The organism is Roseibium sp. LAB1 (genome assembly GCF_054658235.1).
The window spans coordinates 434349-449585 of sequence record NZ_BAAGIB010000001.1 but is presented as its reverse complement, the minus strand read 5'-3'; the positions used below and the strand labels follow the sequence as shown (position 1 = coordinate 449585).

Genomic DNA, 15237 nt, shown 5'->3' with positions numbered 1-15237 from the left:
TCACAATCATGAAACAGGATATCTGGTATTGGGTTCCGGATTTGTCACAGTTTCATCAGGGTCAAGACGACTGCCGTGAACTACGCTGAATTCAGTTACGCCAATCCCGAACATCCTGCGCTCAAGCGTTGGACCATTCGCACCATCGAAGGACTGTCCGGCCGCCGGAAGCTGGTCAATGTCTACCAGGTGTGGAAGGAGACGATGGTCGGTACGTCCGACTACATCTGGAACGATCTTCTCGGCCTGATCAACCTCAACGTAGCAGTTGCCGATGGCGAATGGCCGCCGAAGGATCTGCCTGAAGGGCCGCTGGTGCTTATCGCCAATCATCCCTACGGCATTGGTGACGGTCTTGCGATCCTGGCTCTTGCCGAAAAGCTGGGCCGTCCGTTCAAGATCCTGATCAACAACGAGTTGCTGAAGGTGCCCGAAGTCCGGCCGTTTTCGCTGCCGGTCGATTTCGAGGAAACCAAGGAAGCCCTCAAGACCAATATGGCCACCCGCAAGGAGGCCCTGCGTCTCCTGCAGGAGGGCACAACGATCATCGTCTTTCCCGGAGGTGGCGTGGCGACGGCTGCAAAACCCTTCGGCCGGGCGGAAGAACTGCCCTGGAAAACTTTCACCGCGAAGATGATCCGCTCTTCAAGAGCGACCGTGTTGCCGCTTTATTTCGACGGTCAGAATTCCTGGCTGTTCCATCTGGTCAGCAAATATTCCCTGACCCTGCGCCTGGCGCTGCTGGTGCGCGAATTCCGCCGCATCCTCGGTTCGGTGATGACGGCTCGCGCGGGCAGGGCTATCCCGTTTGAAACGCTGTCGGGGTTTGGAGACCAGAAGGAAATCATGGATTTCCTGCAGACCAAGGTCATGGAGATGGCTCCACCGGCACGGACCCGGCGCTTGTTGGGCCGGCGGCAGTAATCCCGTTCTCAAAATTGGATGTGCGACAGTCAGAGTGCCAACGGCAACTCAGTTGCTGATGCTGGATTGCTGCTGGCTTGCCAGTTCGCTGATGGATGTCACCACTTCAACTTCCCGGTCTTCACCCGGCTCTACCTGGAAAGTGTGCAGATAGGTGCGGCCGTTGTTGCGGGCGAGGGCTTCATATTCGCCTTCTGCCAGTACGAAATCGGGGAATGCTCCGGTTGCTTCCACAACGACGTCACCACCAGGGCTCAGGACAGACCATGTTGTGTTGGCGATGGCTTCACCGCCGCGTTCGTTGACCAGCTTGAGCGTGATGCCGGCAGCCTTGTGGAAGATCGTTGCCTCGGTCAGCTTGCCGGGCAGAACCTGGATGTCGGCCCGGACGACCGCGTTCACGTCGCCGTATTTGCTGACGACATGATAGGTATTGGCGCTGAGACGAAGAATGGAGCCCGGCTTGACGTTGCTGGCGATCAGGTTGCGTTCGCCGCGCTGATTGAACTCCATGCCGTAGAGATCGAAGGCAACAGCACGTCCGTCGAGGTCTTCACCATCCTTGAGGGCTGCGCCGAACTTGATGCCGCCCGCATTGAGCGTCACCATCTTCGACTGAACTTCCTTGCCGATGACAATGCGGTTGGTTGCCTGGGCGAAGCCGTAAGCGGTGTGGATCAGGTAGGTGCCCGGGTCGAGACGGAATTCGGCATCACCGCCCTGGGAGGTGGCCACCAGTTGCAGGCGGCCGTCGGCATTGGTCGTTTCCGAATAGATCCGCCAGATGAGCCCTTCGTTCAGGGGAGGGCTGTCGGGCGTCAGCTTTGCCATCAGGTACAGAGCACCCTGCCGCAAACCGCCCTTGATGCCAGGGGAAGACGCCCGGGCCGGAGCATAGGGGACAAGCGTGTCGGAGAAGAGGGGCTCAGGCTCGCGGTCGAGCAGATTGATGATCGGGTTTTCGGGAGGCGTGGAGGGTGCATTCGGGTCCGGTTTTTCGGCAGGTGCCGGAGGAATGTCCGATGTCTGTGCCTGGGAAGCAGGAGCAACGCCCATCGAAAAGACGGCACTCAGCATCATACAGAACGCGGTGCTTTTAACGGCACGCTTCAAAGCCGATCGGCCGGAGAGAGGTTCTGAATTTACCATGCCCACGTCGTTATCATTTTGACTCGCAGACTTTTACCAGTCTTTTGAGGCATTCGTCACCTGAAACCGACCCTGGAGACCCGGTCTGTCCAGCCTTGTGCATGCGCACAGGGGGCAGGGTAACGACTATGTTTCTGTTTCCAGTACGTTTTTCCGAATTCTCGTCGCACTTTGAGCATCCTCGGGGCAAAGGCGATATTTCCGAGATTCACCGCACTGCAGCGTTGCCCCTTAATGCGCCTGAAAATTGGGCAAATTCAAGACGCCGCGATCAAAGTTGACAATTACGGTCAATGAATTAGGTGGATCTTACGATTGCAACAGGCGGACAGGACCTTTTCATGCCGAGTAACAGCGCCGGATCGCCGGCAACTCTGGACTTTCTGCGCCAGCGGCGCTCGCATCCCTCCGTCACCATGACGGCGCCCGGGCCGAGCGAAGAACAGATCAACGATATTCTGACCATTGCTACGCGTGTGCCCGACCACGGCAAGCTGGCACCGTGGCGCTTTGTACTTTACGGGCCGGACCAGGGTGCGAAGATCGGCTCCTGGCTGGCTGACCGGTATGAAAGCCTAAACGGCCCACTCGACGGTGAACAGCGGGAAAAGGAACTGACCCGTTTTACCCGCGCACCCTTGGTGATCGGCGTCCTCAGCCAGGCGGCAGAGCACCCGAAAATCCCCGTCTGGGAACAGCAGCTTTCCGCTGGTGCTGTCTGCATGAACCTTCTCACGGCGGCAGCGGCTTCCGGGTTTGCATCCCAGTGGCTGTCCGAGTGGTTCGCCTTTGACGAGGAAGCCGCCCGTTTTCTGGGAGCGCGCGCGGGAGAACGGTTTGCCGGGTTCGTTCACATCGGAACCCCGACGCAGCCACCTTTCGAGCGTCCACGCCCTGACCTTGCCGACCTTGTATCCACCTGGACAGAGACCAACTGACCCATGTTCTATGAAACGGAAAAAAACGACCACGGCCTGCCGCATAACCCGTTCAAGGCGATTGTCGCGCCGCGGCCCATCGGCTGGATCTCCACGCTCGACATGGACGGCAAGGCCAATCTGGCACCTTACAGCTTTTTCAACGCCGTCTGCGATACCCCGCCGATCGTGATGTTCTCCTCAAGCGGATACAAGGACAGTGTCTCGAACATTGACGCGACCGGTGAGTTCGTCTGCAACATGGCGAACCACGGTCTCAAGGATGAAATGAACCAGACCTCCGCGGCTGTGCCGCACGAGATCTCCGAGTTCGATCTGTCGGGACTGGAGATGGCGTCTTCCCACCTGGTCAAGGCTCCTCGCGTGGCAAGGGCTGTTACCGCTCTGGAATGCAAACACCTCCAGACCCTGCGGTTGAAGACGCTGGCTGGTGCGGAAACGGACAGCTACGTGGTTTTCGGCCAGGTGGTTGGCGTTCACATCGACGAAAGCGTTATCGTCGACGGAAAGGTCGATGTGACGCTCTACAAGCCGCTATCCAGGCTTGGCTACATGGACTACGCCGTGGTGAACGAGGTGTTCCAGATGGGGCGGCCCAAAGCTTAACGCCAATTCGAACGATTATGGCCAAAACGGGCGCCGGCAATGTCGGCGCCATTTTTTGAGACTTGCCGACTCATGGAAAACAGCGTTATTCGAATGCAGTAGTCGATTTTTTTCCTGGTGCGTTTTTCCAAAGGAAATGGCCGGTAGTCCCTTGTCTGTCCACATTACCGGCTTTCGACATAAGTAGTTCTGACCAGGCACAAAAGAAAAAAGACCCGCCTGTAGTTGCTTAGATCCCCACCTGTGTGTTGTTAAGGTTTTGTTAACCTTTTGGGCGTGAAAGTTAACGCTGAAAGTTAACGAAGTGATAATTTGGTTCCGTCGAGGAGACAGGGTCATGCGAGTTGCTGACACCGCCTCGATCGCGTCTAGGATCGAGCTTGCGTTTCAGTCTGCGAGTACTTCAACGGGTACGTCATTCGACTACCTGGTCAAGACAGCTGCGCGAGAATCGTCATTCAACCCAACGGCAAAGGCCAGGACATCCAGCGCCACAGGGTTGTTCCAATTCATTGAATCCACCTGGCTGGAAACAATGAAGGAAGCCGGTCCGAAACACGGTCTTGATAAATACGCAGATCAGATCCAGCGCTCCAAGAGCGGAAAATTCTATGTCAGCGACCCGCAAATGCGGCGGGAAATCCTGGACTTGCGCAAGGATCCTGAAATTTCGTCGACGATGGCAGGGGCACTCACGCAGAAGAATGCCCAGTATCTGGAACGCAGAATCGGACGTGAACCGACCGACGGCGAGCTCTACATGGCTCATTTCCTCGGAGCAAACGGAGCAAGCAGACTGATCGGTGCAGCCGGCGCCAACCCAGACATGCGTGCCGACAAGGTTTTTTCGGCTCAGGCCCGCGCCAACAAGCCGATCTTCTATCATTCGAACGGCAAGGCCCGGTCGATGCAGGAGGTTTACGAGGTCATCGTTTCCAAGCATGACGCCGTGACGATGATTGCGCAGGCCAGCACAAACAAGAACCTGAGGACATCCGGAGAGCTTACACAGGTCGCGACGCTGCCCAACGCAAAGCCAGCGGACGGCGCGTCAATGATCAACCAGAAGTCTTTCGATCATCTGGCTGGAGATCCTGCTGCGGCCTTTGCGATGCGGGCCAAGCCCGCCGGGCCGGGCCAGATTGCCAGGGCCGACAGCACAAGCCCTCAATTGCCACAGGGGGAATTGTTTCAACTGGCACAGACCAACGTACCGTTGCCCGAGCGCGGTACGGAGCAAGCTGCAACTTCAACTGCGAGCGCAGCCTTTCTGGAAGAGAGTGTCGGATCGGTGACCTCTGATCGCCCGGTGCCGCAGAATAGGCGGCAAGCGGCCATCGACGGTGAAGATTTCGATGCAAGCAACCGGGTTCTGTCGGCCTTCCAGGCGACGGAGACGGCCAACCCGTTCGAAGCGCTTTTCCGCAACGACGAGGCCTCGAATCAGGCAGGCGTCAACCCGCGTTTTGCGTCGGCTTTCGCGGCAGTGGAAGAAGCTGCTCTTGTCAGCGCCCTGTCCGGAGCTTCCAACCAGGTGCAGGCGCAGGAACTGGCGCTGGTCAATCAGGGCGGGCCGCTGGACCTGACCCGCTTCCTCCGCCTGAAAGCCGAAGAGGAGCAAAAGGACCTGCTTCCGCCGGCTTGAAGACAGGTCGGCGAGGACAGGCAGTCGAAAGATGGTCAACCTGCCTGAGAGATCCTGCCCATCATGCACGGGGAGGAGCGGGCGCAAGCCAGAGAACCTGGCAAAATTATGGTGAACCGATCGTTAAGCCTTTGATGTCAGACTGTCACTCGACACTTGGGAAGATTGTTTTACCGCCATGAACGCACATGACTTTCACCCTCTGAACGAAGTTGACGAGCGCACCTTGGATATACGGGCCGCGCAAGAATTCGCGGACCGTTATTTGGCTGCCGAACCGGGCAGTCAGGAACAGATCAGCATGGCTGCAGCCCTGACGATTCTTCTCGACGATCCCAGTCGCGCCGTCCGCAAGACGATTGCGAGCCTTCTCGCGTCAAGTGCCTACGCACCAGGCCACGTTGTCCGCTGCCTTGCCAGCGATGTCGACGAGGTGGCATTGCCGGTGCTGAAGTATTCACCCATTCTGACGGAAGTGGAGTTGGTCGACCTTCTTGCGGAAGGCAGTGATGCCGTTCAATGCGCCATTGCCTCGCGCGAAGGCCTGCCGGCTTCGGTTTGTGCCGCCATCTGCGAGGTCGGCTGCGAACAGGCTTGCCGGGTACTGTTGGAAAACAGAAGTGCCCGAATTCTTCAGTCATCTCTTCTGCGTATCGCGCAAAGGTTCGAAGACCGTCCGGATCTGTGCGACCAGCTGCTGAAAACCCGTGATCTGCCCCTGACCACACGCTACCAGTTGCTGATGCGGCTTGCGCAGAACCTGGACGACCATCCGATCGTGCTGGAGCGTGTTCCGGAAAACCAGCGCCACACGTTTTTGAGTGATGCGGAAGACAAGGTCGTGCTGCGGCTTGCACTTGAAGCCGGTGCCGATGATCTGCCGGATTTTGTCGAACATCTTCGTATCAATGGCAAGCTGACCACCCGGCTTTTGTTACGCGCCGTCTGTTGTGGCCGCTTGCGGTTTTTCGCTGCAGCTCTTGCCAACCTGGGCCAGGTGCCGCTGCCGAGGCTGTGCAAACTTCTGGTGACCGTTCGCCGATCGGCGCTGCAGGCCATGCTCCGCAAGGCTGGTCTGCCTCTGCGGGCACACCAGGCCTTCCTGCTGGCCATCGATATTGCCCGGCAGGCGGATGCCGATTTCACCTATGATCTGGCGCTGGACGAAGCCCGCATGCTGACGGAAACACTGCTTTCGGAAATGCAGGACGGCGCCCTGGGGGCGGACGAAGACGTCACCGCATTCCTGCGCCGTTTCGCCATCGACGTGGCTCGCCTGGAAGCACGGCTGCTCGTCAAGAACAGCGGGCTGCAGGTGACAGCGGCCGCCTGAGCCGCCGTCAAGTTCCATATCAAAAGCTCGACGTTACTTCCAGAAACAAGCAGGTAGTGTGCCTGTTTTGAGGTTGCGATTGCAGACGACTTGCCGCCCGCAAGGGTGCGTGATGGTCGCGGTGATCTGCCGGTTGTTAAAATGAACCAGTCTTCGGGAAGATGCTGTCGGATTGGCGGGGCAAGCGCTGCCTGATTGTGCGGTCTTGCCGGTGTTGGACTTCTCGTTTGATTTTGACGGTTTCTCCTGACGAATGGCGATGCACTTGCCGTTTTTCAGTTCCTGGTTCCGGCCGCATGTCAGCGGACAGACACGGCCTGTCGACTGCTTCAGTCGGTCAAGTATGGTTGGGTCCGGGTCCAGAGATGCAAGATCGACCCCCGCTTCATTGCCAAATGTTCTCAACGCCTGCCGGCTGCGGTTTCCCCAGTCACCGTCCACGCGTCCGACAGAACAGCCGATGCGGTTCAATTCCGTCTGCATCGCTGTTGCAAGTTCTTCAGGTGAGAGTGACCGGCTGCTGCTTGGTGGCGCTATGTCTGTTGCTGATGTGGTTGGAACCGTCTCCTGCTGAGGCAGGGCAGCAACTGCAATCTCCTGAGCAGGGGAGGCAGGCCTGGAAGCTTCAGTCGCCTTGACCGCCTTTGCCGCGGCAGCTGCTTCGGCAGCCGCCTGGGCCTGCTGTTCCAGCGACGTTATCTTCAGCCTTGCAAGCTTGGCGTAAATCCCCTCCGGATATTGCTCAAGATAGGTTTCATACATTTCCGGCCGAGTGGCGTTCTGGATCGATTGCCAGAAAGCGATTTCGGCGGACGTGTCGGGTTTCGCGTTCCGAGCAGCTTCCGCCTCGCTGCGTCTTTTGAGTTCATCGATCCGGATCCGCGCTATATCCGCGAACTGGCCCTCGGGGTAACGCGTCAGGTAGGTCTCGAAATAGGCGATGGATTCGCCGGACTTGATCGAATCCCAGTAGGCCAGCTCGATTTGCGGGTTGATCGCTGGCTTTTCCGGTTCAATGGGCTCCACCATCTCAAGCTGTTTGAGGATCACTTCGCCGGTGAGCGAGGAATTGTCCCAGGGAACCTGTTGTCCCTTGGTGGCTTCCAGAACGTCCCTGCGAACCATGACGAGGTCTCGGGTAATATCCTGTCCGGGCGTGCCGAGATGTTTCAGCAGGGCAGTCGTGAAGGGGCTGTTCTTGCCGTCGCCATCAAGCGCAACATTGCCTGGCTGCGTGGCAAAGGAAATAAGCGATCCGACACCGGAGCCGATCTTGGCAAGGCCCCGGCCAACCGATCCGGAGCGGGTGCCCATGGACCGTGCCAGGTTTTCAGCCAGCGGATTGTTTCGGCAGGCGTCCAGAAACACCAAATTGACCTTTGTGGAATGCTCCATGGCATTGAGAACAAGGTTCGCCGGCATTGCCTCGAATTCCAGGTCCACATAGGAACTCAACTCGGCATCAATCGGCACCAGATAGTTCTCGCCATTCACCTGCAGGCCATGACCGGCGTAGAAGAACAGGGCGAGATCCGCGCCTTCGAGTTTGGCGATGAACTCCCGCACGGTCTTTCGCATATCCCGAAGCGACAGGTTGGTGCCGGTTACGACCTCAAAATCCAGACTGGCCAGTTTCTCGGCCATGCCCTTGGCATCGTTGTCGGGGTTGGTGAGCTTGGTGACATGTTCATAACCGGAATTGCCGATCACAAGCGCCACACGGCGTTCGGCATGTGCCGCACTTGCGGCAAACGCAAGAAGCAACAGGCATGCAAGTATCTGCTTCACAGGCGTTTCTCCAGACCTATCGGCACTCGGGAGCTGTTGGGCAAAAGGTATGCCGGCTACTCTCCCGTAGGGCACTCCGGCAAGCCGGGATCGTAGTTCAGATCATGGGCTTGCCGGAATATTTCAACTTCGAACATTCGTAAATCAGACTTCAGCCGAGCGGTTAAATCCAGTTACAGGTCAATATCCAGCTGGCCTTCGAGCCTTTGCAAGCAAGCTTTCTGCCGCATGGGTGCGTCAATGTCTGTCGTCCGATGCCGGGCACTCTGCCGATGATCTTGTTGCCATATACGGTTGGGTTTTTCGGGCAACTGTCGGCGGTTTTGGTCTTGGTGCTCGGCTTTGCGCTGTTGTTGGACGGTTCAGGCTTTCTGTTGGCGACACAGCGGCCGTTCTTCAGTTCCTGGTTCCGTCCACAGGTGAGCGGGCAAACGCGTCCGGTTGATTTCTTGAGCTGTTCCAGAATCGATGGATCCGGGTCGAGTGATGCCAAATCGATACCAGCTTCGCGGCCATAGGTTCTCAGTGCCTGGCGGCTTCTGTTGCCCCAGTCGCCGTCAACACGGCCAACCGAACAGCCGACCCGGTTGAGTTCGGTCTGGAGTGCCGTTGCAAGATCTTCAGGCGAGAGCAACGCTACCGGTGCAAGCGAGGTTGTTGACGGCGCCTGATCAGGCGTCAGGGCGGCAACGGTGATTTCGTCAGTCGGCTTGGCCGTCGTTCTTTCAGGCGTTGCATTCGCTGCTGCCGAAGCGACCGCCTGGGCTTCTGCCTGAGCTTGAGCCTTGCGGCGCGCGTCGGCTTCCGCCTGGCTCTTGATCGACTGGATTTTCAGCTGGGCAAGGTCGGCATAGATCCCGTTCGGGTATCTGCCGAGATAACTCTCGAACATCTCCGGCCGGGTCGAATTCTGGATTGTTTGCCAGTAAGTGATCTCAGCCGTGGCGTCCGGCTTCGCCTGCTTGGCCTTGTCGCTTTCAGCCTTTGCCTTGATCTCGTCCAGTCGGATCCGGGCTATGTCAGCGAACTGGCCTTCCGGGTAGCGCGACAGATAGGTTTCGAAGTAGGCTGCCTTCTGCCCGGACTTGATCGAGTCCCAATAGGTCAGCTCGATCTGCGGGTTGATCGCGGGCTTCTCCGGTTCGACAGGCTGCACCATCTCAAGCTGTTTGAGAATGACTTCGCCAGTCAGTGAAGAATTGTCCCAGGGAACCTGCTGGCCCTTGGTGGCTTCCAGAACGTCCCGGCGCACCATTACCAGATCGCGGGTGATATCCTGACCGGGCGTGCCGAGATGCTTGATCAGGGCAGTTGTAAACGGGCTGTTCTCGCCATCGCCGTCAAGCGCGACATTGCCCGGCTGGGTGGCGAAGGAAACCAGGGAGCCGACCCCGGAGCCGATCTTTGCAAGGCCACGCCCGACCGCACTGGAGCGCGTTCCCATGGACCGGGCAAGGTTTTCCGTAAACGGGTTGTTCCGGCAGGCATCCAGAAAGACAAGGTTGACCTTCGTGCTCTGCTCCATGGCATTGAGCACGAGATTTGCGGGCAGGGCCTCGAAATCAAGGTCGAGATGGGTGCTGAGTTCGGCATCGACCGGGACGAGATAGTTCTCGCCGTTCACCTGAATGCCATGGCCCGCGTAGAAGAACAGCGCGAGATCTGCGTTGTCGAGCTTCTTGATGAACTCGCGCACGGTCTGGCGCATGTCCCGCAAGCTCAGGTCGACACCTGTGACGACATCGAACCCGAGGTCCGTCAGCTTGTCCGACATGCCCTTGGCATCGTTGTAGGGGTTCTTCAGCTCCGCGACATTCGCGTAGCCGGAATTCCCTATTACGAGTGCTACCCTTCGTTCGGCATGTGCGGAAGTCAAAGTCAGCAATAAAAGAAAAAAGAAACAAAAAAAATGTTTCACGGCCATTCTCCATGAATAACCGGATGCTATGCGTGGCTGATTTCTGTGTCAACCAACTCTTTGACGTCGCGGCAGAAATACAGTTTTTGGTTGGCGATTGGGCCGGTTAGACGTCTTCAGGTTTTGGCGGGAACTGCGCCAGATATTCTTCCGTTACGCCTTGCAGGGTTTCCAGAAGCTCTACGCCGGTCTTGTTGGCTTCATCCTTGGCACCTTCCGCCACCATGGCGCGAATGGTTTCGACATAGCGTTCGACAAGGGCCAGGGGCAACTTGTCCGGCGAGGGCACGGTTTCGATCAGATGGCAGAAACTGGCTGCAACCTGACCGACAAGCGGAAAGCCCAGTGTCAGGGCCTGGCCCTTGATGTTATGTGCAGCCTGAAACAGGGTGGCGAGGGTTTCTTCGTTCAATCCCTCGGTGCGGACGACCTCCCAGGCATGGAGCAGGGTGGCGCTTTCGTTGTCCATCCAGGTGCCGAAATGGGAAGACAAGCGCTCCAGCGCTGCCTCCGCAGCCTTCACCGGGTCGAATTTCTTCGCTTCGCGAGGCGTCAGTTCCCGAACCTTGCTGCGCAGGTCAGATGGCGGGGACAAGATTTCATATTCCTGGTCCTTGGCAGTGTCGGCCATGACGGCAAATGTCCTCGTTATCCTGGCTCGGTCCGGCGGTTGCGGCACTTAAACGGCATAACTGTCGTGCCACTTGCCGGAGCCCGTGGCCCGCAGTATCGGCAATCATACTTAACAGGGTGTTTCCGTTACGGTGTTTGGAAACTAATAGCGGAACATTTCTGTGAGGATACGTTCGTCCCAGCCGTGATCGGAATCGAACATGATCACGCCTTCGGCCTCTGCGGCTTCCCGGACTGAAACGTGGGTCACATGGCGGATTTCGGTGTGATCTGCCGAGGCGCTGACTGGTCGTTTGCCCGCGTCCAGTATCTCGATATCGACCTTGGCACCGTTCGGCAGAATTGCGCCGCGCCAGCGACGTGGGCGGAAGGCGCTGATGGGTGTGAGGGCCAGCAATTGTGCCGTGATCGGCAGAATCGGGCCGTGTGCGGAGAGATTGTAGGCGGTGCTGCCGGCCGGGGTCGCAACAATGATGCCGTCGCAGACCAGCTCTTCCAGACGAACGCGGCCGTCAACGGAAATGCGCAAACGGGCTGCCTGCGATGTCTGGCGCAGCAGTGACACCTCGTTGATGGCAAGGGCATGGTGGACGCCGTTCGCGGTTGTCGCGGTCATTTCCAGCGGACGAATGGTCGTGATGTCCGCCATGGCGAGGCGCTCGTTCAGGTCGTGTTCCCGGTACTCGTTCATCAGGAAGCCGACCGAGCCGCGGTTCATGCCGTATATCGGCTTGCCACTGCCCATGTGCTTGTGAAGCGTCTGCAGCATCAGGCCATCACCGCCGAGGGCCACTATGACATCGGCTTCAGCCACCGGAACGTTGCCGTATCGGGCGGACAGATCCTCCTGCGCCTTGAGCGCTTCCTCCGTGTCGCTGGCCACGAAGGCAAGCTTGTCGGTGGAAACCGGGCGGAAGTGTTCGGTACTTGAAGGAGGCGCAGATTGGTACATGAGCCAAGGGGTCTTTGCGTCTGGCAGTCTGTCGGCCGGAAATCTGTCCGCGTCGCGAAGCTGTTCCATGCCGAATTCAGGGAGTAGCACCATAGCCGGGCAACCGGCAGAGGTGCAGAGAAAATTTGTCTTTCGGTTCAGATTGTGCCCGTCGGCTGAATTGTCGTCAGTTATCCGTATCAAGCAATGACCGGAGAGCCGGGGCTGCCGGGGCACCGTCATCGCCACAACTCGGGTTGGCCAAAAGGTCCTGCCATTCCAGAAAAGGCACAATGGCAGAGCGGACGTCGTCGATCTTGGCTGACATGATGCCGGCAACACGAAGCCCGTTCGGCGTATCCACAAGTAGCGGGCCACCCGACGCGCCGGCTTCCGAGGCGCAATCCGTTACCCAGCTGTCCTCGGCTGTTCCCATGACCCGGCACGCGGGAACGACGGTTGGCAGGTACCGGCGGCTGCGGCGGTAACCCGCGGATTGAAACCGTGTGTCCTTGGTCAGGACTGAGGCCTCGTCCAGCGAAAGCACGGGGACGGGTGGTAATGTGCTGGGCTCCTTCAGCAAGATGATACCGACATCTTTGTGAACGTCCCGCAATCTGGGTTTCTGCCTTGGCTCGTATCCTGGCGCGGTTAAGGCGCAGGCAGGTTCCAGACGGGCCGAGTATTCGTCCCGCCGAACGCCGGCCATGAACAGAAGGTCTTCAATCGGATACGGCCTGCTGGTCGTCTTGTTGTACAGGCAATGGGCGGCTGTGAGCACGATATCGGGTGCGATCAAGGTGCCGGTGCACATGGCTGTCGACCTGAAGCCGGAAACGTTTACCCGGCCAATGGACGGCCAGGGTGGATCGATCGAGTCGATGACCTTGAACTCAATTGGGGCCGCGGACGCATGCTGGTGCGAGAGCAGAGCGACCAGTGCCACGCCCAAGGCACGGAGAGCACTCCGTCCAATCTCGGTAAAAAGCCGATTTTCCCGCAAAGTCGCGCACATGCTTCAGAGCCCCAGTGGAGGGTTCATTCTGTCGTTCGTCGCTTAACGTCGCCCTAAGCGGATCGGCCAGGATCCGCGCTATTCCTGATAGTAGTCCCAGACCAGGGTGCGGGCCAGCGTCTCGTCGTTGTGGCGCATCCGGGTCCCCACAAGCGCGTCAAGGTTGTCAATGACAAGGTCAGGATGACGGGCCGCCTCGTTGGCGGGAGTGGCCTGCGCAGGCGCAGCTTTCATGAGGATGTTCGGCATGCCGGTGAAATGCACGAACTGCCATTCGGATCCGAGGCGGCAGAGCGCGGCGGATGAGCCCTCGTGAGCAGATGCCGGGAATTTCTCGGGCCACTTTTTCAGAAACTGCCGGTAATCAAACTCCCACAAGGCGGCATCACGCCAGGAAAGCGGTGTCTGGCCGGACAGGTAAGGCAGCAGGCTTGCTCCGTCCGGGGCGTGCTCGGGGGCAACGTCCAGCAGGTCCAGCAGTGTCGGGAAGATATCGGTTGAAGAAGTGAAGGCTGAGACCCGGTTCGCCCTTGCTCCGCCCGGAGCCCGGATCATCAGTGGAATGTGATAACTTTCACGGTAGAAACCGCCTTTGCCGAGCATCCAGTGGTCGCCCATCATTTCCGCATGATCGGAGGTGAAGACGATCAGCGTGTTGTCGAGGGTTTCAAGTGACTGGAAGATCCGGCCGAGCTGCGCGTCAACTTCGGTGATCATGCCGAAGTAGAGCGCACGAAGCCGCCTGAGATCGTGCTGCGTCAGATCGCGCACGAAGTCCTTGGTGCCCGGCATGTGGAAGGGAAGCTGCTGATAGTCCTGCAAGGCTGCCAATAGCGGATGAAAGGCCGCTTCTTCCATAGCTGACGGCGCTCCGGTGAAGCCGGGACCGTCATCCGGATTGTAGAGGGAGATATAGGGGGCAGGGACTGCGATTGGCGGATGCGGACGCAGGAAGGAGACATGGGCCATCCACGGTCTGTCTTCCTCCTGCTCGCCGAGCCATGTCAGAAACGCATCCGTCATGAAGGCGGTCTGGGTTTCGTCCCTGGAATACTTGGCTGCCTTGAGGCTGACCTTTTCCCCATCTTCTGGCTCAACGTGGTGGATGGTCGGAAAGCTCGCCGGGTCATGCCCGCGTGCGGCCATCCAGGAGAGCCACGGCTTGTCGTCCTCGGCCAGGGGCTGGCGCACCTGGAAGCCGGGCAGAACTCCTTCGTAGGTGGACAGGGCGGGGTCGTTCGGGTCGTGCAGGCGCGGGTCCGGGGCGGTGTCGGTGTAGCCGAACAGCGTCGGCGTGTATCCCGCACGGCGCGCGGCGCGTGCAATATTGTCGAAGCGGTCGTCCAGCGGGGCGCCGTTCCAGACCACCCGGTGGTTCATCTGGTAGAGCCCGGTATAAAGCGACGCCCTTGCCGGGGAGCAGGGCGCGGTTGCCGCATAGTGCTGCTCGAAGACGGTTGCGGTTTCGGCAAAGGCATCAAGGTTCGGCGTCCTGACAACCGGGTGGCCAACGGTGCCGAGGCAGTCGCCGCGCCACTGGTCGGCGGTGATCAGCAGGATGTTCGGACGGGTCATGCCGTTTCCAGTTTCTCGATCAGCGCGGGCAGATCCGCGACCGTGTCGATCACGTAATCCGCTCCGGCTTTCCTGAGCTGTACCGTTGCATGCTGGCGCAGGGCGTCAACCTCATCTTCTGATAGTGCGGCAAGTTCTTCCGGTGTCCTGCCGGCGTAATTGCCCGAAAGGGCAAGGCCCACCGTCAGGCAACCGGCTGCCACGCCTTCGGCGATTCCGGGTTCCGTATCGTCCACCTTGATGACCGCGCTCGGCGGATAGGCGACCAGATCGACGAAGCACTGATACATGCCGAGCGGACCGGGACGGCCTTCCGGCAAGTCGTCGGCGCAGATCAGGTTGTCCGGTTCGTAGCCCTGTGCGGCGGCTTTCGGCAGCACGCGCTCCATGATCGAACGGGTGTAGCCAGTGGTCGAGCCGATCTTGATGCCCTTGGCGCGCAAGGATCTGACAACGTCGGCAGCACCTGGAACGAGATCGGAAAAGTCTGCGACAACCTTCTCGTTCATCGGCACGAAGACCTTGTAGACCTTGTCGACATCGGCATCGGTCGGCGCATCGCCATATTTGGTGGTCCATTGGGCGCAGATGTCGGGATCATCCATCATGGAGCGGATGTGATCCCATTTCGGTTTGCCCATCGGGCCGCGTGCCTGCTCGATGGTTGCTGTAATTCCGAATGTCTCGAAAGCTTTTACGAAGACACCCATTGGGGCAAAGGAGCCGAAATCGATCATGGTGCCGGCCCAATCGAAGACCACGGCTTTGAACTTGCTCATGTT

At 58.8% G+C, this 15237-nt stretch carries 13 protein-coding genes; 5 read left to right on the top strand and 8 right to left on the bottom strand.

All coding sequences use genetic code 11. From position 1 onward, the window contains the following. The first annotated feature begins 75 nt into the window (after positions 1 to 75). Positions 76 to 924 carry a lysophospholipid acyltransferase family protein gene (locus tag ACYQ54_RS02125; protein WP_460078852.1) on the top strand — a complete coding sequence of 283 codons (849 nt, stop codon included), beginning with the start codon at positions 76 to 78 and terminating at the stop codon, positions 922 to 924. A 48-nt stretch (positions 925 to 972) separates the two neighbouring features. Here the strand turns inward: ACYQ54_RS02125 and ACYQ54_RS02120 are convergent, their stop codons facing one another. After that, positions 973 to 2004, bottom strand: a complete 1032-nt coding sequence (locus ACYQ54_RS02120; protein WP_460078850.1) for a hypothetical protein — start codon at positions 2002 to 2004, stop codon at positions 973 to 975. Between the two features lie 410 nt (positions 2005 to 2414). Between ACYQ54_RS02120 and ACYQ54_RS02115 the strand changes: the two genes are divergently transcribed. The 4 genes from ACYQ54_RS02115 to ACYQ54_RS02100 all read left to right on the top strand — a co-directional run bounded on the left by ACYQ54_RS02115 (position 2415) and on the right by ACYQ54_RS02100 (position 6595). Continuing rightward, complete coding sequence (locus tag ACYQ54_RS02115) at positions 2415 to 3011, top strand: nitroreductase family protein (RefSeq protein ID WP_460078848.1); 597 nt, start codon at positions 2415 to 2417, stop codon at positions 3009 to 3011. A gap of 3 nt (positions 3012 to 3014) precedes the next feature. Continuing rightward, positions 3015 to 3617: a flavin reductase family protein gene (locus tag ACYQ54_RS02110; RefSeq protein ID WP_460078846.1), complete on the top strand. Its 603-nt coding sequence runs from the start codon at positions 3015 to 3017 to the stop codon at positions 3615 to 3617. A 337-nt stretch (positions 3618 to 3954) separates the two neighbouring features. After that, complete coding sequence (locus tag ACYQ54_RS02105; protein WP_460078843.1) at positions 3955 to 5262, top strand: transglycosylase SLT domain-containing protein; 1308 nt, start codon at positions 3955 to 3957, stop codon at positions 5260 to 5262. A 265-nt stretch (positions 5263 to 5527) separates the two neighbouring features. Then, positions 5528 to 6595: a DUF2336 domain-containing protein gene (locus tag ACYQ54_RS02100; protein WP_460078842.1), complete on the top strand. Its 1068-nt coding sequence runs from the start codon at positions 5528 to 5530 to the stop codon at positions 6593 to 6595. A 33-nt stretch (positions 6596 to 6628) separates the two neighbouring features. Here ACYQ54_RS02100 and ACYQ54_RS02095 read toward each other — a convergent pair whose 3' ends face one another. From ACYQ54_RS02095 to phnX, 7 genes are all read right to left on the bottom strand, one after another. After that, the gene (locus ACYQ54_RS02095) at positions 6629 to 8383 is read right to left on the bottom strand and encodes a caspase family protein (protein ID WP_460078840.1); all 1755 of its coding nucleotides are present in this window, start codon (positions 8381 to 8383) and stop codon (positions 6629 to 6631) included. A 163-nt stretch (positions 8384 to 8546) separates the two neighbouring features. Further along, positions 8547 to 10307 (bottom strand): caspase family protein, encoded by a 1761-nt coding sequence (locus ACYQ54_RS02090; RefSeq protein ID WP_460078839.1) that lies wholly within the window; start codon positions 10305 to 10307, stop codon positions 8547 to 8549. A gap of 100 nt (positions 10308 to 10407) precedes the next feature. Continuing rightward, complete coding sequence (locus tag ACYQ54_RS02085) at positions 10408 to 10932, bottom strand: Hpt domain-containing protein (protein ID WP_460078837.1); 525 nt, start codon at positions 10930 to 10932, stop codon at positions 10408 to 10410. A gap of 144 nt (positions 10933 to 11076) precedes the next feature. Then, the gene (locus ACYQ54_RS02080; protein ID WP_460081648.1) at positions 11077 to 11886 is read right to left on the bottom strand and encodes an NAD kinase; all 810 of its coding nucleotides are present in this window, start codon (positions 11884 to 11886) and stop codon (positions 11077 to 11079) included. A 166-nt stretch (positions 11887 to 12052) separates the two neighbouring features. Next, positions 12053 to 12811 (bottom strand): trypsin-like serine peptidase, encoded by a 759-nt coding sequence (locus tag ACYQ54_RS02075; RefSeq protein ID WP_460081646.1) that lies wholly within the window; start codon positions 12809 to 12811, stop codon positions 12053 to 12055. A 147-nt stretch (positions 12812 to 12958) separates the two neighbouring features. Then, entirely contained in the window at positions 12959 to 14455 is a 1497-nt protein-coding gene (locus ACYQ54_RS02070; protein WP_460078835.1) for a sulfatase-like hydrolase/transferase, read from the bottom strand. Next, positions 14452 to 15234 carry a phosphonoacetaldehyde hydrolase gene (gene phnX / locus ACYQ54_RS02065; protein WP_460078833.1) on the bottom strand — a complete coding sequence of 261 codons (783 nt, stop codon included), beginning with the start codon at positions 15232 to 15234 and terminating at the stop codon, positions 14452 to 14454. The genes ACYQ54_RS02070 and phnX overlap by 4 nt, the downstream gene beginning before the upstream one ends. Positions 15235 to 15237 lie beyond the last annotated feature (3 nt).

What these genes read in the sequence shown, in the direction of transcription:
- ACYQ54_RS02120 (WP_460078850.1), bottom strand. Translation starts at nt 2,004, where the DNA reads ATGATGCTGAGTGCCGTCTTTTCGATGGGCGTTGCTCCTGCTTCCCAG.
- ACYQ54_RS02115 (WP_460078848.1), top strand. Translation starts at nt 2,415, where the DNA reads ATGCCGAGTAACAGCGCCGGATCGCCGGCAACTCTGGACTTTCTGCGC.
- ACYQ54_RS02110 (WP_460078846.1), top strand. Translation starts at nt 3,015, where the DNA reads ATGTTCTATGAAACGGAAAAAAACGACCACGGCCTGCCGCATAACCCG.
- ACYQ54_RS02105 (WP_460078843.1), top strand. Translation starts at nt 3,955, where the DNA reads ATGCGAGTTGCTGACACCGCCTCGATCGCGTCTAGGATCGAGCTTGCG.
- ACYQ54_RS02090 (WP_460078839.1), bottom strand. Translation starts at nt 10,307, where the DNA reads ATGGCCGTGAAACATTTTTTTTGTTTCTTTTTTCTTTTATTGCTGACT.
- ACYQ54_RS02085 (WP_460078837.1), bottom strand. Translation starts at nt 10,932, where the DNA reads ATGGCCGACACTGCCAAGGACCAGGAATATGAAATCTTGTCCCCGCCA.
- ACYQ54_RS02080 (WP_460081648.1), bottom strand. Translation starts at nt 11,886, where the DNA reads ATGTACCAATCTGCGCCTCCTTCAAGTACCGAACACTTCCGCCCGGTT.
- ACYQ54_RS02070 (WP_460078835.1), bottom strand. Translation starts at nt 14,455, where the DNA reads ATGACCCGTCCGAACATCCTGCTGATCACCGCCGACCAGTGGCGCGGC.
- phnX (WP_460078833.1), bottom strand. Translation starts at nt 15,234, where the DNA reads ATGAGCAAGTTCAAAGCCGTGGTCTTCGATTGGGCCGGCACCATGATC.